This is a genomic window from Brevundimonas sp. (genome assembly GCF_046295595.1).
Lineage (GTDB): Bacteria > Pseudomonadota > Alphaproteobacteria > Caulobacterales > Caulobacteraceae > Brevundimonas.
In genome coordinates this window covers 15,106-35,938 of the sequence record NZ_JBKBMX010000003.1, presented here as the reverse complement: position 1 = coordinate 35,938, position 20,833 = coordinate 15,106, and the positions used below count along the sequence as shown (strand labels likewise).

Here is a 20,833-nt window from a genome sequence, read left to right as displayed (position 1 = left end):
GGAGTCAGAGGTCGGAAAGAAGATTTTGCATGCGCAGGATTTCAGCCGACTGTTCGGCGACGACCGCGCTGGCGAAATCGGACAGGGTCGGATCCTCTGCCGCATCCGGCGTGGCCAGCAGGTCGTCGACCATGTCGATCGCGCCCTGGTGGTGCTGGATCATTCCCTGCAGAAACAGACGGTCGAAGGCGGTCCCCCGGCTTGCCGCCAGGGTCCGCATCTGCCGCGGCGACAACATGCCCGACATCACCGACCTGTCATCCGTGGAAGCCTGCGCGGGCGGGGTCATGGAATGATGGTCGTGCGCGCCGGCCCGCGCCGGCGCCGTATGGGCGGCGTGGTCCATGGCCGGCATGTCGACCGACTGGCCACGCACCGTCAGCCATTCGCGCATGATCGCCATCTCGGCCGCCTGCGACAGGGCGATGCGTTCGCCCAGCAGCTTGACCGTGGCGTCGGCGCCCTGCGCGCGCAGCAGTTCGACCATCTCCACCGCCTGGGCATGGTGGACGATCATATGCTGCATGAAGGCGACATCGGCGGCGTTGAAGGTGGTCCGGCTCAGCGCGACCGCCTCGTTCGCGCTGATCACGCGCGACGCCTGACCGGGCGCGCCCGGATTGAAGATCGGCGGCGTCTGGCCGCCGACGGGCGTTCCGATCAGGAGCGCCAGAACTACTGCGGGCGTCAGACTCACTCACTCGGCTCCCGGCGGCCCCCCGGCCGCTGGAGGGACTGTAGGGGCGGGAGTCAGTTTCGGGCAAGACGACTTCTCGGGTCAGGCGTTCCGCGGACGCGCCGCCGGACGCCGCGCCAGCGTCACCGGCACGCGCTTCAGCCACAGGCGCAACGCCTCCCAATGGATCGCGGCCACCACCTTGAGCGTCATCAGCGGAAAGGCGAGGGCGGCCCGGATCAGCGCCCCGTCTTCCAGCGGCCGTCGTTCGCCCCACAGGCTGGCCGTCAGGATGGCGCCGGTCGCGTCGTCGCAGCCAATGGTCAGCCCGACCCGCTCGTCCGGCGCCCGGCCCCGGAACCGGTACTGCATCTCCATCCCGAGGAACGGCGACACATACAGCGCCTTGGCGCAGCTCTGGCGGAACACGCCGTCGCCGCTTGCCGTCTGCGGTATCGCGAGATCGTACCAGTGGCGCTCGCCGAAGGTGCTGGAGACCTCATAGCTGACGGCGGCCAGTCGCCCGTCCGCCGCGTGGCAGTAGTAGACGCTGATCGGGTTGAAGACGAAGCCCAGCAGCCTCGGCATGGTCAGCAGCCGAACGGCGCCGCCCTGCAGGTCGACGCCGATCGTCGCCAGCCGCGCCTCGACCTGGGCCCGTAGCGGGCGCGCCGACCCGTCCCCGTGATCGCGGTCGAAGAAGGAAAACAGGTTCCAGCGATTGTGCGAGAACCACCGCAGCCGCCGGTCCAGCGCCTTCGGTTCGGACAGGTCCAGCAACAACCAGAACACCCGCTGCTCCAGCCGGTGGCGACCCGGCCGCAGCCGCTGGTGCACCACCCCTCCGGCATACAGGGCGGAGGCCTGGCTCACGCCGCCGTTTCCAGCCGCTGGTCGCGGCCGCCGATCTGGATGCGGCCGCTCTCCTCAGCGACGGTCCACGGCCGACGCACGCCGCCCAGCTGCTCCGCCACTGCGAGGCCGGACTGGAGGCCGTCCTCATGGAAACCGGCGCCGAAATGGGCCCCGCAGAACCAGACGCCGCCCTCGCCCTGCAGATCCCACAGGGCGCCCTGGGCGCGCAAGGCTGCGGCGTCGAAGATCGGATGCTCGTACAGTTCGCTGCGCAACAGGGCGTCCGGCCGCGGCGGCTGCGGCGGGTTCAGTGTCACGAACAGGTTTTGTCCCGGCAGACCCTGCAGCCGGTTCATCCAGTAGCTGACACACAGGCCGCCGTCGGAGCCGATGTAGTTCCAGCTGGCCCAGGCGCGCCGTCGCTTCGGCATCAGGGCCGGATCGGTGTGCAGCACCGCCAGGTTGCGGCTGTAGCGGAAGGCGCCCAGGGTCCGGCGCTCGGCTTCGGTCGGAGCGCTCAGCATGGCCAGGGCCTGATCGGCATGGGTGGCGATCACCACCTGATCGAAATGCTCGTGGCGGCCGTTCCGTTCGACCACCGTCACGCCGTCCGCGCCCCGTCGAACCTCGACCACGTCGCGCCCGAGCCGGACGCCGGCGCCCAGCGTCGCCGCGATCCGTTCGACATAGGTGCGGCTGCCGTCGATCACCGTGCGCCACGCCGGCCGGCCGGCCAGCTTGAGCAGGCCATGGTTGTCGCAGAAGCGCAGGAAGGACGCGGCCGGATAGTCCATCAGAGCCGCGGTCGGCGACGACCAGATCGCCGCCGCCATCGGCAGCAGGTGGTCGTCGCGGAAGGCCGCGCTGAACCGCCTCTCCTGCAGAAAGGCGCCCAGCGTCTGGTCCGGATCCTCCAGCGTCGCGATCGCCGCCGGGGCCTCGCGATAGAAGCGCAGCACCTCCGACAGCATCGACCAGAACCGCGGCCGCAGCATGTTGCGGCGCTGGGCGAACAGGGCCGGGGCGGCGTATTCGAAGCCGCCATCCTCGACCGAGACGGAGAATGACATCTCCGTCGCCCGGCTGGCCACGCCCAGGTGCTCGAACAGGGCGATCAGATTGGGATAGGTCGCCTCGTTGAAGACGATGAAGCCGGTGTCCACCGCCACCGGCCCGGTGGCGGCATTGGCTGTCACGGTGTTGGTGTGGCCGCCCAGACGGTCGGCGCGCTCGTACAGGACCACATCGTGGCGCTGGTTCAACAGCCAGGCGCATGACAGGCCGGAAATTCCCGACCCAATGACGGCGATCCGCAGCGGGGTGGCCGACGCGCCGTCGGACGAAACGTGTGTGAGACTCATGCGAACTCCGCTCAGCCCACGGACGGGCGGCCCGCTGTTACGTCGAGCATCGGACTTTGGATGAGGTATGATCCGGCCGGGGATTCCCCGCGTATGAGGGCTGATGCATGGAATGGTTTCGGACATCGGTCCTGCGCGCGCACGCGTCATGAGCGGCGAAGCCGAGTACGATCGCCTGATCCAGGCGGTGGCGCGCGACCGTGACCGCGAGGCCTTCGCGGCCCTGTTCGATCATTTCGCGCCCCGGCTGAAGGCCTATCTGATGCGGTCGGGGGCGGCGCCCGCGGCGGCTGACGACTTCGCCCAGGAGGCCATGCTGACGGTCTGGCGCAAGGCCGAGATGTTCGACCCGTCGCGGGCGCGCGCCGCGACCTGGATTTTCACCATAGCCCGCAACCGGCGGATCGACGCCCTGCGCCGCGACAGCCGGCCCCTGCCGGTCCCGGAGATAAGCCTCGCCGCGCCCGAACCGGAGCGGCCGGACGATCTGCTGGAGGCGCGTCAGGATGAGGGCCGCGTCCGCGCCGCCCTGCGCAGCCTGAAGCCGGACCAGATCGAGGTCATCCAGATGGCCTTCTTTCAGGAACTCACCCACGCCGAGGTGGCCCAGTCGCTGGACCTGCCTCTTGGAACCGTAAAGTCGAGGATACGCAACGCGATGATCAAGCTCAGGGACCTGCTCGATCAGCCTGTCGGGGAACAATCATGACCGCCCGCCTTCAACCTTCCGAGGAACGGCTGCTGGCCTATGCGGCCGGGACGCTGAGTCCGCCGGAGTCCGTCGTCGTCGCCACCCATCTCGCCCTGCGTCCGGAAACCGCGCGCTGGGTCGAGGACTTGCAGGCGGTCGGCGGCGAGGTGCTCGAAACCCTCGAACCGGCGCCGGTCGCCGACGATCTGCTGGCCCGCACCCTGGCCCGCCTCTCGGCGCCCGACGACTCCGTTCCGCCCGAGCCGGCCAATGACATGACAGAGCTGCCCGAGCCGCTGCGCCGCTATGCGCTCGGCCCGTGGCGCTGGATCGGCCCGAACATGCATATGCGCGACGTCCATGCCCCGCGCGACGGCGGATGCCGCGTCATCCTGCTGCGGATCGGTTCGGGCCGGACCACCCCGGTTCACAGTCACGACGGGGTCGAACTGACCTGCGTCATCTCGGGCGCCTATGAGACCGACGAGGGCCGCTTTGGTCCGGGCGATTTCGAGGAGGCCGATGGCGAGGTGCATCACCGGCCGCGCACGGTCTCGGCCGAGCCCTGCCTGTGCGTCGTCGCCCTCGACGGCCAGATCCGCCTCGACGGCTGGATCGGCCGGGTGCTGCAGCCCTTCGTCCGCCTGTGATCGCCCTGCTCGCGCCCTGGGGTCTCGCCGCCCTGTGCCTGTGCGCGGTGATGGCGGCGGCCTGGGGCGTGCAGCGGGCGACCGGGCAGGGCGGCTGGGCTGACGTCTTCTGGTCCTTCGGCCTGTGCGCGGCCGGGGCGGGCGCGGCCCTGTATCCAGTGGACGGCGCCCCGGACGCGCGCCAGTGGCTGGCCGCCAGCCTCGCCGTCCTGTGGGGCGTGCGGCTGGGCTCCCACATCGCGGGGAGGTCGCTGTCGGGTCCCGAGGACGCCCGCTACGCCCGCCTGCGCGAAGACTGGGGCCCGGCCTTCCAGCGCCGCCTGTTCGCCTTCCTCCAGCTGCAGGCCGGGGCGGCCGCGGTCCTCGTGCTGCCGGTGCTGCTGGCGGCCCACAATCGGGTCGGGCCTCTCGGCCTGCAGGACGCCCTCGGCGCCGGCCTGCTGGTCGCCGCCGTGGTCGGGGCCGGGATCGCCGACCGTCAGCTGGCCACCTTCCGCGCGGACCCGGCGACCACCCGCGACCAGGTCATGGACCGCGGCCTGTGGGCGTGGTCGCGGCACCCCAACTATTTCTTCGAATGGCTGGGCTGGTGCGCCTGGCCGGTGCTGGCCATCGACTTCGGCTTCGACCGGCCGTGGGGCTGGCTGGCCCTGGTCGGGCCGGCCTATATGTTCTGGCTGCTGACCCGGGTGTCGGGCATCCCGCCGCTGGAAGAGCATATGCGCCGCAGCCGGCCCGAGGCCTTCGCCCGCTACGCCGCCCGCGTCCCCGTCTTCTTCCCGCGGCCGCCCCGCGCCTAGAGGCTCAGGTTCAGCACCCGCATCAGCCGCAGCGCCACGGCGCAGGCCGCCGCCGACGACACGCCGCTGACGACCACGCCCCAGGTCATGTCCATCAGGGTGATCTTGAGGCCCCAGCTCTTCAGCGTGGCGTAATTGGTCAGGTCGTAGGTGCCGTAGGCGAACAGGCCGAACAGGCCGCCCCACATCAAGGCCGTCTTCCAGTCGCCGGTCTTCAGCCCCGGCAGGACGGCGAAGATCGTCAGCCCGACCGCATACAGGGTGTAGAAGGCCATGGCCGGGACGAGGCGGAATTTGTCGGCCAGAACCTCGCCGATCAACGGGCGATAGACGCGGTCGCCCATGTAGCCCAGCCACAGGGTGTCGATGATGCTGAAGATGACGAGGATCGTCACGAAGGCGAGGGCCTGGGTCATGGTCGTCTCCGATTGAGTCCCACCCCATACGCCCGGCCGGCTCGCCTGGATCATGCGGCGGCTGAGGGGAGGGTGCTCTCGCCGCCGGTGACGCGGAATGCTAATCGCCGGAGCATGCGTCGCCTGCTCGATTTCATTCTGAACATGGAAGGCCGCCGCTGGCGCACCCTGCTGGCGACGGCCCTGCTGCTGGGGGCCACGGTCGGCCTGCTGATGCTCGGCAAGAGCCAGCTGGGGCTGGCCGCCGAGGAGAATCTCGAGGCCTGGCTGCAGGGCTACGCCGGCAGCCCGTGGGCCTTCGCCGCGACGGTCGTGCTGTTCATCGTCGCCGCCTTCATCGGCGCGCCGCAATTCATCCTGATCGCCGCCTGCGTCGTCGCCTTCGGCCCGTCGCTGGGCTTCGTCTACAGCTGGGCCGCGACCGTGGCCTCGGCGGCGGTGACCTACTGGCTCGGGCGCGGCCCGACGGCGCGGCTGGTGGATCGCTACGGCGGCCGCACCCTCGGGCGGCTCAAGGGCTTTGTCGGCAAAAACGCCTTCTACGCCAGCTTCATGATCCGCAACGTGCCGTCGGCCCCGTTCATCGTCGTCAACATGGCGTTCGGCGCGGCTCGCGCGGCCTTCCCCGCCTATCTGCTGGGCTGCGCCCTCGGCGTCCTGCCCAAGACCGCCCTGGTGGCCTTCTTCGGCGGGGCGGTGGTTGCGGCGGCGTCTGGCGACGGCGTCTGGACCTCGCTGATTCTCGCCGGGGTCGCGGTGGTCTGGCTAGCCCTGATGCTGGCGGTCCGCGAACTGGTCAAACGGCGCGAGCGGGCGGCCGAAGCCCCCGACGTGAAGCGTCACTGACGGTATCGTGAACGGTCAAGCTGCGGATAGTGGCGCGCGCCGTTCCGGCGCCGGCGCATGGGGCTTGTATTCCCCCCCGCACAAGGGCAAACGGGCCGGAAGGTCGGTCAGGCGATAACGATCAGGAGGCGGCGCTCATGGGGATGGGCGCGGCCGGGGCGTCGCCGAAGCGGATCGAGACACGAACGCCCTTCAAGGCCCGAACGAACGGTATCCCGGTTCCATGTTCAACAGCATCTTCGGCGCGATTTCCAACGACATCGCCATCGACCTCGGCACCGCCAACACCCTGATCTATATGAAGGGCAAGGGCATCGTTCTGAACGAACCGTCCGTGGTCGCCCTGCGAAACGTCGGTGGTCGGAAGATCGTCCACGCCGTCGGCATAGAGGCCAAGCAGATGCTGGGCCGCACCCCCGGTCACATGGAAGCCATCCGCCCGATGCGCGACGGGGTCATCGCCGACTTCGAAGTCGCCGAAGAGATGATCAAGCACTTCATCCGCAAGGTGCATAACCGCAAGGGCTTCGTGAACCCCAAGGTCATCGTCTGCGTGCCGTCGGGCGCAACCGCCGTCGAGCGCCGCGCGATCAACGACTCCTGCCTCAACGCCTCGGCCCGTCGCGTCGGCCTCATCGACGAGCCGATGGCCGCCGCGATCGGCGCCGGCCTGCCGATCCATGAGCCGACCGGCTCGATGGTCGTCGACATCGGCGGCGGCACCACCGAGGTGGCCGTGCTGTCGCTCTCGGGCATCGTCTATTCGCGCTCGGTCCGCGTCGGCGGCGACAAGATGGACGAGGCGATCATCTCCTACATGCGCCGCAACCATAACCTTCTGATCGGCGAGACCACCGCCGAGCGCATCAAGAAGGACATCGGCACCGCCCGCATCCCGGCCGACGGCGAAGGCCTGTCGATCGACGTCAAGGGCCGCGACCTGATGCAGGGCGTGCCGCGCGAGGTCCGCATCTCCGAACGCCAGGCCGCCGAAGCCCTCGCCGAGCCAGTCACCCAGATCGTCGAGGCCGTGAAGGTGGCGCTGGAAGCCACCCCGCCCGAACTGGCCGCCGACATCGCCGACAAGGGCATCATGCTGACCGGCGGCGGCGCCCTGCTGCGCGGCCTGGACGCCGAGATCCGCGACCACACCGGCCTGCCGGTCTCGGTCGCCGACGACCCGCTGTCCTGCGTCGCCATCGGCTGCGGCCGGGTGCTCGAGCATCCGCGCTGGATGAAGGGCGTGCTCGACTCGGCCCTCTAGGACCGCGGTCGAAACATCGCCTTGAATCGCTGTCATTTCGGGGGCCGCGCCGGTTTCCAACTGGCCCGGATTTTGCGATAGGCTGCAGACGTCGGCGGGGGGCTCCCGCTGATTCCCTCTTTCCCAGGAAGGCGCGCCGTGGCGTTTCGCGACGGACCGTTCGAAAACATCAAGGTGCCGCTGGTCCTGTCAGCGGCCGTCACAGTCGTGATCGCGATCATCGGCTGCGTGTTGCTGCTGATCAGCGACGCCCGCGCCGAGAATTCCCCGTATCAGCCGGTGCGAGCCGGCGTCGAGACCGTGGCCGGTCCGGTCGGCGGCGTCTTCGCCGCCCCGGTGCGCTGGTTCGGCCACGCGTCCGACTATGTCGGCGGCTATTTCTTCGCCGTCTCCGAAAACCGGCGGCTCAAGCGCGAACTGGCCGAGTTGCAGCCGTGGCGCGACCAGGCCATCGCCCTCAAGAACGTCAACGCCCGCTATGAGGCCATGCTCGGCATCCGGCCCGAGCCGCCGGTGGACATGCGCACCGCCCGCTCCATCACCGACACCCGCGGTCCCTTCTCCAAGGCGCGCCTGCTCGATGTCGGCGCCGCCAGGGGGGTCAAGGTCGGCAATCCGGTGATCAACGAGCACGGTCTCGTCGGCCGCGTGGTCGGGACTTCGCCGGGCATCAGTCGCATGCTACTGCTGACCGACGTGGCCAGCCGCACCCCGGTGCTGATCGATCGCACCGACGCCCGCGCCCTGCTGACCGGAGACGGCTCGGGCAATCCCCGCCTGGAGTTCGTGCGCGGGGTCGGCGCGGTCCAGGCCGGAGATCGCATCCTTTCGTCGGGCGATGGCGGCGGCTTCCCGCGCGGCGTGCCGATCGGCGTCGCCGCCAAGGGCATCGACGGCTCGTGGCGGGTCAAGCTGTTCAGCGACCGCGGCGCCATCGACTATGTCCGCGTCATGCTGTTCGAGGACTTCGGCCAGCTGATCGGCGCCGACGACCTCAACGCCCCGCCGCTGGCCGGGCTCGACACCCTGTCCGAGGCGACCGCCGACCAGGGCGCCGCCATCACCGATTCCGCCGCCCGCCGCACCGGCGCGCGCGAGGCGACCGCGCCCGCGGGGGGGACGGAATGAGACGCGCCGTCGCGGTTCGTGTCGTCGGGCCGATGCAGTGGATCGTCTATCCGGCTCTGATCGCCGTCGCGGCGACAATCGTCCTGCAGACCCCGGTCGAGCTGTTCGGCCTGCACCTGCCCGAGCCGGTCATCCCCATGGTGCTGGCCTTCGCCTGGCCGCTGATCCGCCCGTCGGTGGCGGCGCCGATCATGCTGGCCGGTCTCGGCCTGGTGCTCGACCTGCTGACCTGGGGTCCGCTCGGCCTGTGGGGGCTGACCTTCCTCGCCATCTACAGCGTCGTCCTCGCCTCGCGCAGCTTCCTCGCGGGTCAGGACACGGCGGTGCTGTTCGTCTGGTACGCCGCCTGCTGCGCCCTGGCCTTCGCCCTCGCCTATGTGATCATGGCCTTCATCGCCCCGACGCCGGCCAGTCTGATCTCGGTCTTCCTCCAGCTCCTGCCGACCCTTCTGCTGTTCCCGTTCGCCCATCAGCTGATCGAGCGGTTCGAGGACGGCGACGTGAGGTTCCGATGAGCTCGGAACCCTCGATCTTCTTCGCCGACACCAATGAGCGGCAGGGCTCCTTCCTGCGCCGCACCTTCGTGCTGGGCGGACTGACCACGATTGGTGGTATCGCCCTGACCGCCCGCCTGGCCCAGCTGCAAGTCGTCCAGGCCGGCGAATACGCCACCCTCGCGACGAACAACCAGTTCAACTTCCGCCTCGTGCCGCCGCCGCGCGGCCGCATCCTCGACCGCAATGGCGTGGTCATCGCCGGCAACCGACCCAGCTTCCGCGTCCTCGTCGTGCGCGACGAAACCAAGGACCTTGACCAGACCCTTGATCTGCTGGGCCGTCTGCTGCCCGACACGGTCGAACGTCGCCGGTCGATCATCCGCGACGTCAACGCCGCCCCGCGCTTCTCGCCGGTTCCGGTCAAGAGCGACCTGACCTGGGAGGAGTTCGCCAAGGTCAATCTGTACGCCAACGAGCTGCCGGGCGTCATGGCCGACATGAACGAGGCTCGCTACTACCCGTTCGGCGGATCCTTCGCCCACGTCATCGGCTATGTCGCCAAGCCCAATGATCGCGACATCAAGGCGATCGAGGACCGCGGCGAGAAGGTGCCCGAAGTCCTCTACAACCCCGGTTTTCGCATCGGCCGCCAGGGGGTGGAGAAGACCTTCGACACCGACCTGCGCGGCGAGGCCGGCGGCAACCGGGTCGAGGTCGACGCCCGCGGCCGGGTCGTGGCCGAAGACGTCGGCGGATCGCGCCCCGCCGTGCCCGGCAAGGACATCGTCCTCACCCTCGACGCCGATATCCAGAACCGCGCGCTTGAGGTGTTTGGCGAGGAGGCCGGCGGCTGCGTGGTCATGGACGTGCGCAATGGCGACATCCTGTGCATGGTCTCGGCCCCGTCGTTCGATCCCAACCTGTTCGTCAGCGGCGTCCCCAGCCCGATCTATCGCGCCTGGGCCGACTACGAGCGCCGTCCACTGCTCGACAAATCCGTCACCGGCGTGTTCGCGCCCGGCTCGACCTTCAAGCCCGTCACCGGACTGGCCGCCCTGCTCAAGGGGGCCGATCCCGACCGCCGCATCACCTGCACCGGCGGCTTCTACCTCGGCCGCCGGTTCGCCTGCCACGCCACCCATGGCTCGCAGGACATGCGCGACGCCATCAAGAATTCCTGCAACGTCTACTTCATGACCCTGGCGGTCGAGATCGGGCCCGACGCCATCGCGGAGGCGGCCCGTTCCATGGGATTCGGCCAGACCTTCGACGTCGGCATCGGCGGCCAGAAGGAAGGCCTGGTGCCTGACCGGGCGTGGCGTCGGCGCAATCCGGTGCGCGGCGACGGCAAATGGTATCCGGGCGAGACGCCGAGCTACGGCATCGGGCAGGGAGCCCTGACCGTCAACGCGCTCCAGCTGGCGGTCTATACCTCACGCCTGGCCAATGGCCGCAAGGCGGTGATGCCCCGCCTGATCAAGTCCGTCGGCGGCGTCGAGCAGCCGCCGTCGGGCGAGGTTCGCGACCTGCCCTATCCGCCGGAAATGCTCGCCATCCTGCGCGAGGGCATGAACCGGGTGACCGATGTCGGCGGCACGGGCTTCCGCAACAGTCAACTTGGCCTCGGCGCGGTCCGGATGGCCGGCAAGACCGGCACGGCCCAGACCCGCAACTACGGCGCCGGCTCACGCAAGGGCGCCGGCCTGCCGTGGTCGCAGAAGGACCATAACCTGTTCATCGCCTATGCGCCGATCGACAATCCCCGCTACGCCGTGGCGGTCATCGTCCAGCACGGCGGAATGGGCGGCGGCACTGCCGGCGCGCCGCGCGCGCGCGAAGTGATGAAGGTCGCCCTGCTCAAGGATCCCGAGATTCGCCAGCGCATCGAGCAGGAGGGTTTCGCGGACACCGAGGATCCGGGCGCTCACGAAGCCAACGCCCTCGGTGCCGCCGGCTCCGAGGCGACGCCCGCGGAGCCGACCGCCCAAGGCCCGGCGCCTGCCGCCGCCGGCCCGCGCCCCTATCTGTCGGAACCCCGTCAATGACCGCCTCGGCCCTGACCCGTCCCGGCGAGCGTGACCGGCTCTCGACCAAGATCACCGAGCTGGACTGGCGCCTGATCGGCCTGCTGGGCGTCATCGCCTGTGTCGGCGCGGCCATGCTCTATTCGATCGCCGGCGGCCAGTGGCAGCCGTGGGCCGCCAAACACCTGCTGCGCTTCGGGGCGTTGCTGGTGGCGCTGCTGGGGTTAGCCATGATCCATCCGAAATGGTGGTTCCGGGCGGCCTATCCGCTGTACGGCCTGCTGCTCGTGCTCGTCCTGATGATCGAATTCACCCCGCTGGGCTACACCGCCGGCGGCGCGAAGAACTGGCTGAACCTCGGTTTCATGCGCATCCAGCCGGCCGAGTTCGTCAAGATCGGCCTCGTCCTGGCGCTGGCCCGCTGGTACCACAACCACTCCGCCCAAGACGCCAAATGGTCGTGGAAGCTGCTGATCCCGGCCGGGATGATCGGCGTGCCCTTCCTGCTGGTGGCCAAACAGCCGGACCTTGGCTCGGCCATGGTCATCGGCCTGACGGGCGCCGCCGTCATGTTCGTGGCCGGCCTGAGCTGGCGGGTCATCGCCGCCGGAGCGGGCGCCGCGGTCGCCGTCATCCCGCCGTTCGTCATGTTCGGCATGCATGAGTATCAGCGCAACCGGGTGCTGACCTTCCTCAGCCCCGAGTCCGACCCGTCCGGCACCGGCTACAACATCATCCAGTCCAAGATCGCCCTCGGTTCCGGCGGCTTCCTCGGCAAGGGCTATGGCCTCGGCAGCCAGAGCCAGCTGGAATTCCTGCCGGAACGGCACACCGACTTCATCTTCTCGACCCTCGCCGAGGAGTTCGGCTTTGTCGGCTCCTTCACCGTGCTGGCCTGCTATGTCGCCGTCATCCTGATATCCCTGCGCATCGCCTCCCTCGCCCACAGCCATTTCGGCCGTATCGCCGCGGCCGGCATGACCGGCTTCTTCGCCCTGTTCGTCCTGATCAACGGGGCCATGGTCATGGGTCTGGCCCCCGTGGTCGGCGTGCCCATGCCGCTGCTGTCCTACGGCGGATCGTCGATGATGACGGTGATGATCGGCTTCGGCCTGGTGCTCTCCACCCGCGTCCACCGCTACGCCGAACTGCCCAAGGGCCACGGCCTGTTCTGATCGCCGGGTTCAGGCGTTAGGCTCGCGCCATGTCTGAATCACCCGCCGAGACCACGCCGCCCGTCTTCGTCCCCGACTGGGGTGATACGCCCTGTCCAAAGCCGGTGGTCCCGACCGCCTCGCCGGAACAGACCGCCGCCATGATGGACGGCGTGCGCATGCGCGAGAACCCGGCCGAATGGGCCTTCGTCCGCCTGTCCAAGTTGATCGAGGATTTCGAGAAGGGTCTCGACAAGGACGAGGAGGTCGGGGCCCGCATCGTCGGCTTGCCCGGCGACGGGACCATGTCGATCGAGGACGTCGGCTTCTGGGGGCCGGACTTCATCATGTTCCTGGGCAAGAACGCCGACGGCAAGCCGGTGCGCCTGATCCAGCACTACGGACAGATCAACGTCCTGCTCGATGTCCGCAAGAAGCCCGAGGAGCGCGAAGCCCGCCGCATCGGCTTCCAGCTTTCGGAAATGGTGCGGAAGACGGACAAGAAGTGAGGCAGCAGGACTCAGGCAGCAGGCAGCAGGTCGCCCGGGGCCAATAGCCACCAGGTCCGCGATCTCATGCTGCCTGCTGCCTGCTCCCTAAAGCGAAGCGGCCCAATCCGTCGCCCGCACCAGGCTGTCGATGATGCCGGGTTCGGTCGAGGCGTGGCCGGCGTCGGGGACGATGTCCAGCTGCGCCTCGGGCCAGGCCCGGTGCAGCGCCCATGCGCCCGAGATCGGGGTCACCACATCGAACCGCCCCTGGGCGATCCAGCACGGGATGTGGCGGATGCGGCCGATGTTCTTCAGCAGCCAGCCCTCTTCCGGGAAGAAGCCGCCGTTGGTGAAATACCAGTTCTCGATCCGCGCGAAGGCCACGGCGAATTCGGGTTCGGCGAATTTGTCGGGCTTGGCGTCCGGCCCCTGGACGCTGACGGTCTCTCCTTCCCAGCTCGACCAGGCGACGGCGCAGCGTTCCCGCTCGCCCTGGTCGTCGCCGATCAGCCGCTTGTAATAGGCCCGCATCAGATCGTGGCGTTCGTCCTCGGGGATGGGGGCGATGAACCGCTCCCAGGCGTCCGGGAAGATGTTCGAGGCCCCATCCTGATAGAACCAGTGCAGCTCGGCCCGGGTCAGCAGGAAGATGCCGCGCAGCACCAGCGCCGTCGCCCGTTCCGGATGGGTGATGGCGTAGGCCAGCGACAGGGTCGACCCCCAGCTGCCGCCGAACACCACCCATTTGTCGATGCCCAGCAGCTCGCGCAGGCGCTCGATGTCCTCGATCAGGGTCCAGGTGGTGTTGTCCTCCAGCGAGGCGTTGGGTCGGCTCTTGCCGCAACCGCGCTGGTCGAACAGGACGATGCGGTATTTCGACGGGTCGAAATAGCGCCGCATGCCCGGATTGACCGCCCCGCCCGGACCGCCGTGCAGCACCAGCACCGGCAGGCCCTGCGGATTGCCGCATTCCTCGTAGTAGATCTCGTGCACGCCGCCGGTCGGCAGAAAGCCGGTGGCATAGGGTTCGATCTCGGGGAACAGGTCGCGGCGGGGCGTTTCGGGCACGGGGAAGGCCATACGTACTCGGTCTCTTTCGTGTCAGGCTGAAGCGGCTTGTGTTGGCAATGCGGCAAAGCCGATCAAAAGCCAAGCTGCGATCATAAGCAGGCCTCCGACTGGCGCGACCGCGCCCATGGCCGGCAGGCTCAGCAGGGCGATAGCGGACAGGGCGAGGGCGAATACCAGTCCGCCCGCGGCGGCCAGCCAGCCGGCGATGACGATGATCCGGCTTCGCGCGGGCCACATGCCGCAGACGAGGGCGACCACGGCGTGCGGCAGCTGATAGTGGGCCCCGGTGGTCAGCAGCTGTTTGACCTGCGGCCCGGCTCCGTGCGCCGCGAAGGCGCCCAGCGCCACGGCGAGGGCTCCGTTGAGCGCGGCGAACACCACCAGATTGCGAGTCACTGTCATGAACGGAGGCTAGCCGACAGAATCCCGCGCGTCTGCTATTCGCCCGCCATGACCGCCGCCCAGCGTATGGCTTTGCAGTATGTGTTGCTCTTCGGCGCCACCGGCGTCTCGCTCCCGTTCGCGGGCCTGTGGATGCGCGCCCAGGGCCTGAGCGGCGCGGAGATCGGCACCCTGCTGGCGGCGCCGATGCTGGCCCGGGTCGTCACCGGCCCGCTGCTGGCGGTGTGGGCGGACGGCTTTCGCTATCGCCGCACGCCGATCGCCCTGATGGGACTGGTCACGGCCGCCGGGTATGCCCTGGCCGGCCTCTCCGACCTCTATCCGGTGCGCGCCATCGGCTGGTTCGTCGGGGCCACGGCCATGGGGGTGCTGGTGCCCCTGACCGATGTCATGACGCTGAGGCTGGCGGCGCGTCTGGGATTCAGCTTCTCCCTGCCGCGCGGCGCCGGCTCGGCCGCCTTTGTCGCCGCCAACATCGCCATGGGCGCCCTGCTGCTGCACGGACCCGTGGACGGGGTGATCGTCTGGCTGGTGGTCTCGTCCCTCGGTCTGGCCGCCGTCGCCGCCTTCGTCCTGCCGGCCGAGACGGTCGCCGACGGCGCGGCCGTGGCCGGGCTGGAGCGCTTCCGCGGCCTCGGCCGCCTGCTCGTGGATCCGCTGTTCATGACCGCCATCTTCGCCGTCGGCGCGGTCCAGGCCGCCCATGCCTTCCAGTACGGCTTCTCGGCCATCATGTGGAAAACCCAGGGGATAAGCGAGGCGGTCACCGGTCAGCTGTGGGCCTTCGGCGTGGTCGCCGAGATCGCCCTGATGTGGCTGTTCGAGCCGTGGCGCCGGCGCGTCGGCATCGGCCCGTGGAGCCTGTTGATGGTCGGCTCGGCCGCCGCCGTGGTGCGCTGGAGCGCCATGGCCCTGGCCCCGCCGCTGTGGCTGCTGTGGCCGTTGCAGGCGCTGCACGCCCTGACCTTCGCCGCCACCTTCCTCGCGGGGCTGCAGATCGTCGAGCGGCTAACCCGCCCCGACAGCCACACCGCCGCCCAGACGCTGAGCTCGGTGCTGTCCGCCGGCCTGCTGATCGGGCTGGCGACGGCGGCCTCGGGGCCGCTGTACGACCGGTTCGGGGCAGGGGGCTACTGGGCCATGGCGGCCATGGCCGCCGCCGGCCTGATCGCCGCCATCCCGCTCAAACGACGGCTGGTCGAGGTCAGGCCAGATCCCCGATCGCCGCGTCCAGCAGCATGAAGGCGCGGCCGCCGTCGGTGGTCAGCCGGCCCAGCACGCCCGGCCCGTCCTGCGCCGCCGCCAGACCCGACAGTTCGCGCCCATAGGCCCGCACAAAGGCTTCGGCGTCGGCCCTCAGCTCGGTGTCGGTCAGCACCCGCCGCGAAACGCTGCGCACCGCCGCCGGGGCGACGCGGCGCACGATCTGCCGGGCCCGGTCGGGATCGCCGGCGGCGACCGCCTGGGCGGCCTCCTCGACGCGCGACCGCGGCAGCAGGGCGTTGGGATCGACGCCCATGCGCCGGATCGCCGCCGTGATCCGCTCGCCCAGCGCCTCGCTGTCGACCGCCGGCATGAGCGGCGTGTCGAGGTCCAGCGGCGCCTCGCCGGGCCCCTCGTCGACCAGATCGCTCCAGCCCAGCCGGTCCTGCTCGGCCTGGTTGGCCGGCGCCGCGCCGGGCATCGGCTCCAGTTTCAGCCGCCCGCGCAGACCGAAGCCGCGCGGCTCGTCCGATCGCTCGGCGGTCCGCTCCGGCGGGCGCTCGGGCGCCCGTTCCGGCCGGGGTCGCGGCGGCGCCTCCTCGGGCGTCGCGCTGGCGGCCAGGGCCTCGCGGCGGCGGCTGGTGGTCGGGCTCTCGCCGGACACCACCCCCATCAGCCGGACCGCCTCGGTCAGCATGTCGTAGTTGCGCCGCACCCGCTCCTGGAAGCCGGCGTCCAGCGCCTCGGTGTCGGCGGCGGCCTTCTGCGAGGCGGCCGACAGGGCGGCGAGGCCGTCCTCGACCGAGGCGCGCACCGCCTCGACCCGCTTCTGCGCCTCTTCCGGCAGGCGCGAGGCCCGCTCGTCGAGGTCCTCCATCGCCTGGTCGATGCGGGCGAAGGCGGCGTTCATCCGCTCGACCGTGGTCTCCAGCCGCTCGAGCGCGTGCTGGCCGGCCTCGTCGACCAGGCTGCTGGTCTCGACGACGATGCGCCGGGCGCTGTCGACGCGGGCGTCGGCGGCCTGATCGGCCTTCTGCGCCGCCTCGAACAGGGCCTCGCCCAGCCGGTCGGCCCGGACCTGGGCCTGTTCGGCGGCATCGGCGGCGGCGGCGCGGGAGTCCTCGGCCGTGGCCTGAAGCGCGGCGAGGGCGCGGCGGGTCTCCTCGACCAGGGCGTCACGCGCCTCGGCGGCCAGCGACTCGAACTTGTCGAGCGCCAGTTTGGTGGCGCTGTCGAAGCCGTCGGCCTCGCGTTGCGACATGTCGACGAGGGCGCGGAACTGGTCCGTCGCCGCCTCGACCAGATCCTTGATGCTGTCCGTCGTCCGCGCCGAGGTCTGGCCCAGTTCGTCGGTGACCGCCCGGGTGGCTGACAGCTGTTCGGTCAGCTGGGCCCGCTGGCTCTCGACCTGGGCGGAGAAGTCCTCCTGGTCGGTGCGCAGGGCGTAGGCGGCGGTGACGAGGGCGGCGCGCTGCTGGCCGAGGCCTTCCTCGACGGACTGGATCTGTTCGGCCACGCCCGAGCCGGCGTTCTCCAGCCGCAGCGTCTGGCGGGCCAGATCGTCGGCGGCGACGCGGGCGGCGTCCTGGGCCTCGCCGGCGGCGGCGGCAAGGTCCGCGGCGCGGGCGGCGAGGGCGGCCTCGGCTTCGCGCAACTGCGTCTGGGCCAGGTCCGAGGCGTCGACGACCATGCGCGACTGGCGTTCGACGGCGTCGATCACCCCGGTCGCCTGGCTGTCGAGCTGGACCCCCAGCGTCTGCATCTGGTCGCGCTCCTGACCGAGCTGTTCGGCCAGCCGCCGGGCGGTTCTGCCGGCGGTCTCGGCCGCCTCGTTGAGCCGCGCCGTCTCGTGCGCCAGCGCCTCGCGCAGCAGGGTCATGTCGTGGCGCGCGCGCTCGGCGGCGAGCGAGGCCTGGTCGATGTCGTTGCGCAACGACTGCAGCACCTCGCCAGTCTGCTGCGCCGCCAGCGCCGTCGGCGCGACCAGCGCCTCCGACAGGCCGCGCGCGCGGCGGGTCTCGGCGGCGAGGCCGGCCCCCTGACGCATGGCATGGGCCAGCAGGATGGCCAGCCCCGCCGGGGCGAGGGCGATCATGGCGTAGACCGCCAGCCGCAGCGGCTCGAGCTCGACCGCCCCGGAGCCGATCTCGAACGCCAGCCAGGCCGCGATGCCGCCGATCCACAGCGCCGCCGCGACGCCGGCCAGCAGATAGGCATGTCGGCCCGACGGGTCGGCGTCCACCGCTCGCCGCAGCGGCGCCGGCGGCGGGGGCGGATCATAGGCCGCCGGCGGCGCATCGGCCGACACGGACAATTCGGCTTGCGGCGGGAGGGCGAGGGCCGCGGCGTCCCGGCGCGCGGCCTCGGCGGCCCGCTGCTCGGCCTGGCGCCGTTCCTCGGCGAGGCGTCGGCGACGACGTTCGGACATCGGGCGCTCGGCTCTCGGCTCGGGTTCCGGCTCCATGTCCGGCTCCATGTCCGGCTCCAACTCCGCGTGCAGATCCGCCTCCGGGGCGTCGGGCGCTTCCAGCGCGGCCCTGATCTCGGCCATGGCGTCGACCTCCGGTTCGGGGTCGGTCAGGTTCAGCGGCGGCCGGTGGCGGGACTTCATGAGGCGGCGATCTCGACTGGATGCGACGTCGCGCAGCCGGGGCGCGCGACCCGTCCAGACCCTAGCGGCTCATTCGCGGCGCGCAAAGGCGAGCCCGGACGAATCCCGGCCGGCTCAGCAGTCCTGCTTGCGTTCGGCGATGGCGAGGACCGCGCCGGACGGCGGCTCGCCGCAGTCGCGCACCCGGTGGATTTCGCGCCGGGACTTTTCGGGGGCGTCAAGCTGCAGGCCGAACTGCGACAGCGCCGCGGCGGCCAGCAGGGCGATAAAGCCGATGATCATCTCGATCAGCGCCTGCATCGCCGACCTCCCCTGTCCGGTTGAACACCGTCCTTATGCGCCCAAAACACCGGTCGGGCAATCGGGCCGGCGTGGCGTATCGGGCGGAAGGGTTTACGGCGCGCCCGGGATGGAACGGAAGCCGCCGCCAAGCGTCCTGTAAAGCTTGGGCGCATGCCGCCGTCACGCGAATCGGTCAGGCTGCCTTCATGAGCCTTTCGGCGAACGAACAGAGCGAGCCCTGGCTGGCGCCGGGAGACAACTGCTGGCGGGTCGAGACCGCCGGGCGGTTCGCCGTGCTGATGGAAAACGCCGCCTATTTCGAGGCCCTCCAGTCGGCCCTCGGCAAGGCGAAGCGGTCGGTTGTCATGCTGGGCTGGCAATTCGATCCGCGCACCCGGCTTGACCCGCAATCCCGGCCGGAGGACCCCCAAGCCCAGATCGGCCACCAGCTGCGCATGATGGTCAAGGCGCGGCCGAACCTCGACGTGCGGCTGCTGATCTGGCGCTCGCCGCTGGTCATCGCCGCGTCGCAGGGCTTCTTCCCCCACCGGGCGCAAAGCTGGTTCCGCAAGCGGATGGTCGAGCTCCGGCTCGACAACCTCAGCCCGCCCGGGGCCTGCCATCACCAGAAAGTGGTCATTATCGATGACGCCGTCGCCTTCTGCGGCGGCGGCGACGTCGCGACCGACCGCTGGGATTCCGACGAGCATCTCGACGACGATCCCCGCCGCTGCCAGCCGTCAGGCCGGCTGTCGCCGCCGCGGCACGAGGTCATGTGCGTGATGGACGGCCCGGCGGCCCGGGCGCTCGGCGATCTGGCGCGCGAGCGCTGGTATCGCTCATCGTCCGAGCGGGTGGTGGCCCAGGACGTCGACGGCGATCCATGGCCCGACGGCGTCGAGCCGGATCTGCTGGACACCCCCGTTGGCATCGCCCGCACCGAGCCGGCCTGGGCCGGGCGCCGCGAAGTGCGCGAGAACGAGGCCCTCCACCTGGATTGCATCCGTCGCGCGCGCCGGCTGATCTACCTCGAGAACCAGTATTTCACCTCGCCGAAGATCGCCGCCGCCCTGGCCGAGCGTCTGGCCGAGCCCGACAGCCCCGAGGTGGTGCTGGTGTCGACGGCCACGAGCCCCAGCTGGTTCGACCAGATGACCATGGACACGGCGCGGTCGGAGGTCCTGTTCCGGCTGGAGCAGGCCGACCGGAACAACCGCTTCTACGCCTTCGCCCCCCACACCCCGGGCGGTGACCGGATCATCGTCCACGCCAAGATGTCGATCTTCGACGACGAGGTGCTGCGCATCGGCTCGACCAATCTCAACAACCGGTCGTTCGGCTTCGACAGCGAGTGCGACGTCGCGGCGGCGCCGACGACGGAGGCGGGGCGGGCGGCGATCCGCCGGTTCCGACACCGCACCATCGGCCACTGGATCGGCGGCAGCGCCGACGAGTTCGCGGCGGCCGAGGCCCTGTTTGGCTCCGTTGGCGAGGCCATCCAGCGCTTTGACACCGGCCGTATGCAGATCCTCGGCGCCAAGCGGCCATCGGCCATCGAGCAATTCATCGCCGAGTTCCAGCTGGGCGATCCGACCTCGACCTCCGACGCCTTCCAGCCATGGAAACGCCGCAGCCGCTCGCAGCGGGCTCCGCAGCCGCTGATCAGGCCCTGATGTCGAAATCCACCACAAGCGGCAGGTGGTCCGAGGCCATGCGGGCGAGGGGAGAGAAGGGCGCCGTCACCGCCTTCACCTCGATCTCGGGGCTGGTGAAGCAGTGGTCGATGCGGATGGCCGGGAAGCTGGACGGGAAGGTCTTGACCGACGGCCTGAGCCCCAGCGCCCGCTGACAGTCGGACAGCCGCCGCGCCAGCGCCTGATACGGCCGGGTGATCGAAGTCGCGTTGAAGTCGCCGGTCAGCAGGGTCGGGCCGATGCAGGCCGGGTTCCCCAGCCAGCCCTCGCCCAGCAGGGCCGCGACCTGCAGCCGTTGCTCGCGCGGCACCAGCCCCAGATGGGTGGTGATCACATTCAGCTCGACGCCGTCGATATCGATCGCAGCCCACAGGGCCCCGCGCGGCTCGAGGCCCGGTATGCCGCGCAGCGTCGGCAGCGGCCCCGACTTGACCAGCCGCTCCGGACGCAGCGTCAGGATCGCGTCGCCATACTCCTCCGCCTCCACCGTCATGGCGGCGTTGAAGTGGAAAGTCATGGCCAGCCGCTGCGCGATGGCGCTGGCCTGATCGACCATCCCGGTTCGCGCCCGGCCGACGTCCAGTTCCTGCAGACAGACGATATCGGGTTCGTACTCGGCGATCACGCCGGCGATCCGGTCGACGTCGAGCCGACGGTCGACGCCGACGCAGCGGTGGACATTGTAGGTCAGCAGGCGGGGCATGAGGTCCTGGGCAG

General features: G+C 70.2%; 21 protein-coding genes. 12 read left to right on the top strand and 9 right to left on the bottom strand.

Annotation, left to right across the window (positions count from 1 at the left end; all coding sequences use genetic code 11):
* Positions 1–4: 4 nt before the first annotated feature.
* From ACK4JY_RS02605 to ACK4JY_RS02595, 3 genes are all read right to left on the bottom strand, one after another.
* Entirely contained in the window at positions 5–697 is a 693-nt protein-coding gene (locus ACK4JY_RS02605) for a DUF305 domain-containing protein (protein WP_409602651.1), read from the bottom strand.
* A gap of 81 nt (positions 698–778) precedes the next feature.
* Positions 779–1,549, bottom strand: a complete 771-nt coding sequence (locus ACK4JY_RS02600; RefSeq protein ID WP_409602650.1) for a DUF1365 domain-containing protein — start codon at positions 1,547–1,549, stop codon at positions 779–781.
* Positions 1,546–2,892, bottom strand: coding sequence for an NAD(P)/FAD-dependent oxidoreductase (locus ACK4JY_RS02595; protein WP_409602649.1), 1,347 nt, complete (start codon positions 2,890–2,892; stop codon positions 1,546–1,548). Before ACK4JY_RS02595 ends, ACK4JY_RS02600 begins: the two co-directional genes overlap by 4 nt.
* Before the next feature lie 148 nt (positions 2,893–3,040).
* On the opposite strand from ACK4JY_RS02595, the gene ACK4JY_RS02590 reads away from it, so the two are divergent.
* From ACK4JY_RS02590 to ACK4JY_RS02580, 3 genes are read left to right on the top strand one after another with little or no spacing between them, the layout of a single operon-like run.
* Positions 3,041–3,601 carry a sigma-70 family RNA polymerase sigma factor gene (locus ACK4JY_RS02590; RefSeq protein WP_409602648.1) on the top strand — a complete coding sequence of 187 codons (561 nt, stop codon included), beginning with the start codon at positions 3,041–3,043 and terminating at the stop codon, positions 3,599–3,601.
* Complete coding sequence (locus ACK4JY_RS02585; protein WP_409602647.1) at positions 3,598–4,233, top strand: ChrR family anti-sigma-E factor; 636 nt, start codon at positions 3,598–3,600, stop codon at positions 4,231–4,233. Before ACK4JY_RS02590 ends, ACK4JY_RS02585 begins: the two co-directional genes overlap by 4 nt.
* On the top strand, positions 4,230–5,033 hold the full coding sequence (locus ACK4JY_RS02580; protein ID WP_409602646.1) for a DUF1295 domain-containing protein: 804 nt from the start codon (positions 4,230–4,232) through the stop codon (positions 5,031–5,033). The genes ACK4JY_RS02585 and ACK4JY_RS02580 overlap by 4 nt, the downstream gene beginning before the upstream one ends.
* On the opposite strand, the gene ACK4JY_RS02575 is transcribed toward ACK4JY_RS02580, so the two are convergent.
* Complete coding sequence (locus ACK4JY_RS02575; RefSeq protein ID WP_409602645.1) at positions 5,030–5,449, bottom strand: DUF2177 family protein; 420 nt, start codon at positions 5,447–5,449, stop codon at positions 5,030–5,032. The genes ACK4JY_RS02580 and ACK4JY_RS02575 overlap by 4 nt on opposite strands.
* Positions 5,450–5,563: 114 nt before the next feature.
* On the opposite strand from ACK4JY_RS02575, the gene ACK4JY_RS02570 reads away from it, so the two are divergent.
* From ACK4JY_RS02570 to ACK4JY_RS02540, 7 genes are all read left to right on the top strand, one after another.
* Positions 5,564–6,295, top strand: a complete 732-nt coding sequence (locus ACK4JY_RS02570) for a TVP38/TMEM64 family protein (RefSeq protein ID WP_409602644.1) — start codon at positions 5,564–5,566, stop codon at positions 6,293–6,295.
* Between the two features lie 223 nt (positions 6,296–6,518).
* Complete coding sequence (locus ACK4JY_RS02565; protein ID WP_168048822.1) at positions 6,519–7,559, top strand: rod shape-determining protein; 1,041 nt, start codon at positions 6,519–6,521, stop codon at positions 7,557–7,559.
* A gap of 138 nt (positions 7,560–7,697) precedes the next feature.
* Entirely contained in the window at positions 7,698–8,687 is a 990-nt protein-coding gene (gene mreC, locus ACK4JY_RS02560; protein WP_409602643.1) for a rod shape-determining protein MreC, read from the top strand.
* Positions 8,684–9,202: a hypothetical protein gene (locus ACK4JY_RS02555; RefSeq protein WP_409602642.1), complete on the top strand. Its 519-nt coding sequence runs from the start codon at positions 8,684–8,686 to the stop codon at positions 9,200–9,202. Before mreC ends, ACK4JY_RS02555 begins: the two co-directional genes overlap by 4 nt.
* Positions 9,199–11,229: a penicillin-binding protein 2 gene (gene mrdA, locus ACK4JY_RS02550; protein WP_409602641.1), complete on the top strand. Its 2,031-nt coding sequence runs from the start codon at positions 9,199–9,201 to the stop codon at positions 11,227–11,229. Before ACK4JY_RS02555 ends, mrdA begins: the two co-directional genes overlap by 4 nt.
* Positions 11,226–12,383: a rod shape-determining protein RodA gene (gene rodA / locus ACK4JY_RS02545; RefSeq protein WP_409602640.1), complete on the top strand. Its 1,158-nt coding sequence runs from the start codon at positions 11,226–11,228 to the stop codon at positions 12,381–12,383. Before mrdA ends, rodA begins: the two co-directional genes overlap by 4 nt.
* A 29-nt stretch (positions 12,384–12,412) precedes the next feature.
* Positions 12,413–12,871 carry a DUF6173 family protein gene (locus ACK4JY_RS02540; RefSeq protein ID WP_409602639.1) on the top strand — a complete coding sequence of 153 codons (459 nt, stop codon included), beginning with the start codon at positions 12,413–12,415 and terminating at the stop codon, positions 12,869–12,871.
* Between the two features lie 87 nt (positions 12,872–12,958).
* On the opposite strand, the gene pip is transcribed toward ACK4JY_RS02540, so the two are convergent.
* Positions 12,959–13,933 (bottom strand): prolyl aminopeptidase, encoded by a 975-nt coding sequence (gene pip / locus ACK4JY_RS02535; RefSeq protein ID WP_409602638.1) that lies wholly within the window; start codon positions 13,931–13,933, stop codon positions 12,959–12,961.
* Positions 13,934–13,954: 21 nt separating this feature from the next.
* Positions 13,955–14,326: a DUF423 domain-containing protein gene (locus ACK4JY_RS02530; protein ID WP_409602637.1), complete on the bottom strand. Its 372-nt coding sequence runs from the start codon at positions 14,324–14,326 to the stop codon at positions 13,955–13,957.
* A 48-nt stretch (positions 14,327–14,374) separates the two neighbouring features.
* Between ACK4JY_RS02530 and ACK4JY_RS02525 the strand changes: the two genes are divergently transcribed.
* Positions 14,375–15,568, top strand: coding sequence for an MFS transporter (locus tag ACK4JY_RS02525; RefSeq protein WP_409602636.1), 1,194 nt, complete (start codon positions 14,375–14,377; stop codon positions 15,566–15,568).
* Here the strand turns inward: ACK4JY_RS02525 and ACK4JY_RS02520 are convergent.
* Positions 15,531–18,140 (bottom strand): tipN, encoded by a 2,610-nt coding sequence (locus tag ACK4JY_RS02520; protein ID WP_409602635.1) that lies wholly within the window; start codon positions 18,138–18,140, stop codon positions 15,531–15,533. The genes ACK4JY_RS02525 and ACK4JY_RS02520 overlap by 38 nt on opposite strands.
* A gap of 114 nt (positions 18,141–18,254) precedes the next feature.
* Positions 18,255–18,440, bottom strand: a complete 186-nt coding sequence (locus ACK4JY_RS02515; protein WP_409602634.1) for a hypothetical protein — start codon at positions 18,438–18,440, stop codon at positions 18,255–18,257.
* A 188-nt stretch (positions 18,441–18,628) separates the two neighbouring features.
* Between ACK4JY_RS02515 and ACK4JY_RS02510 the strand changes: the two genes are divergently transcribed.
* Complete coding sequence (locus ACK4JY_RS02510; RefSeq protein ID WP_409602633.1) at positions 18,629–20,095, top strand: phospholipase D-like domain-containing protein; 1,467 nt, start codon at positions 18,629–18,631, stop codon at positions 20,093–20,095.
* Here ACK4JY_RS02510 and ACK4JY_RS02505 read toward each other — a convergent pair.
* Positions 20,085–20,819: an endonuclease/exonuclease/phosphatase family protein gene (locus ACK4JY_RS02505; protein ID WP_409602632.1), complete on the bottom strand. Its 735-nt coding sequence runs from the start codon at positions 20,817–20,819 to the stop codon at positions 20,085–20,087. The genes ACK4JY_RS02510 and ACK4JY_RS02505 overlap by 11 nt on opposite strands.
* Positions 20,820–20,833 lie beyond the last annotated feature (14 nt).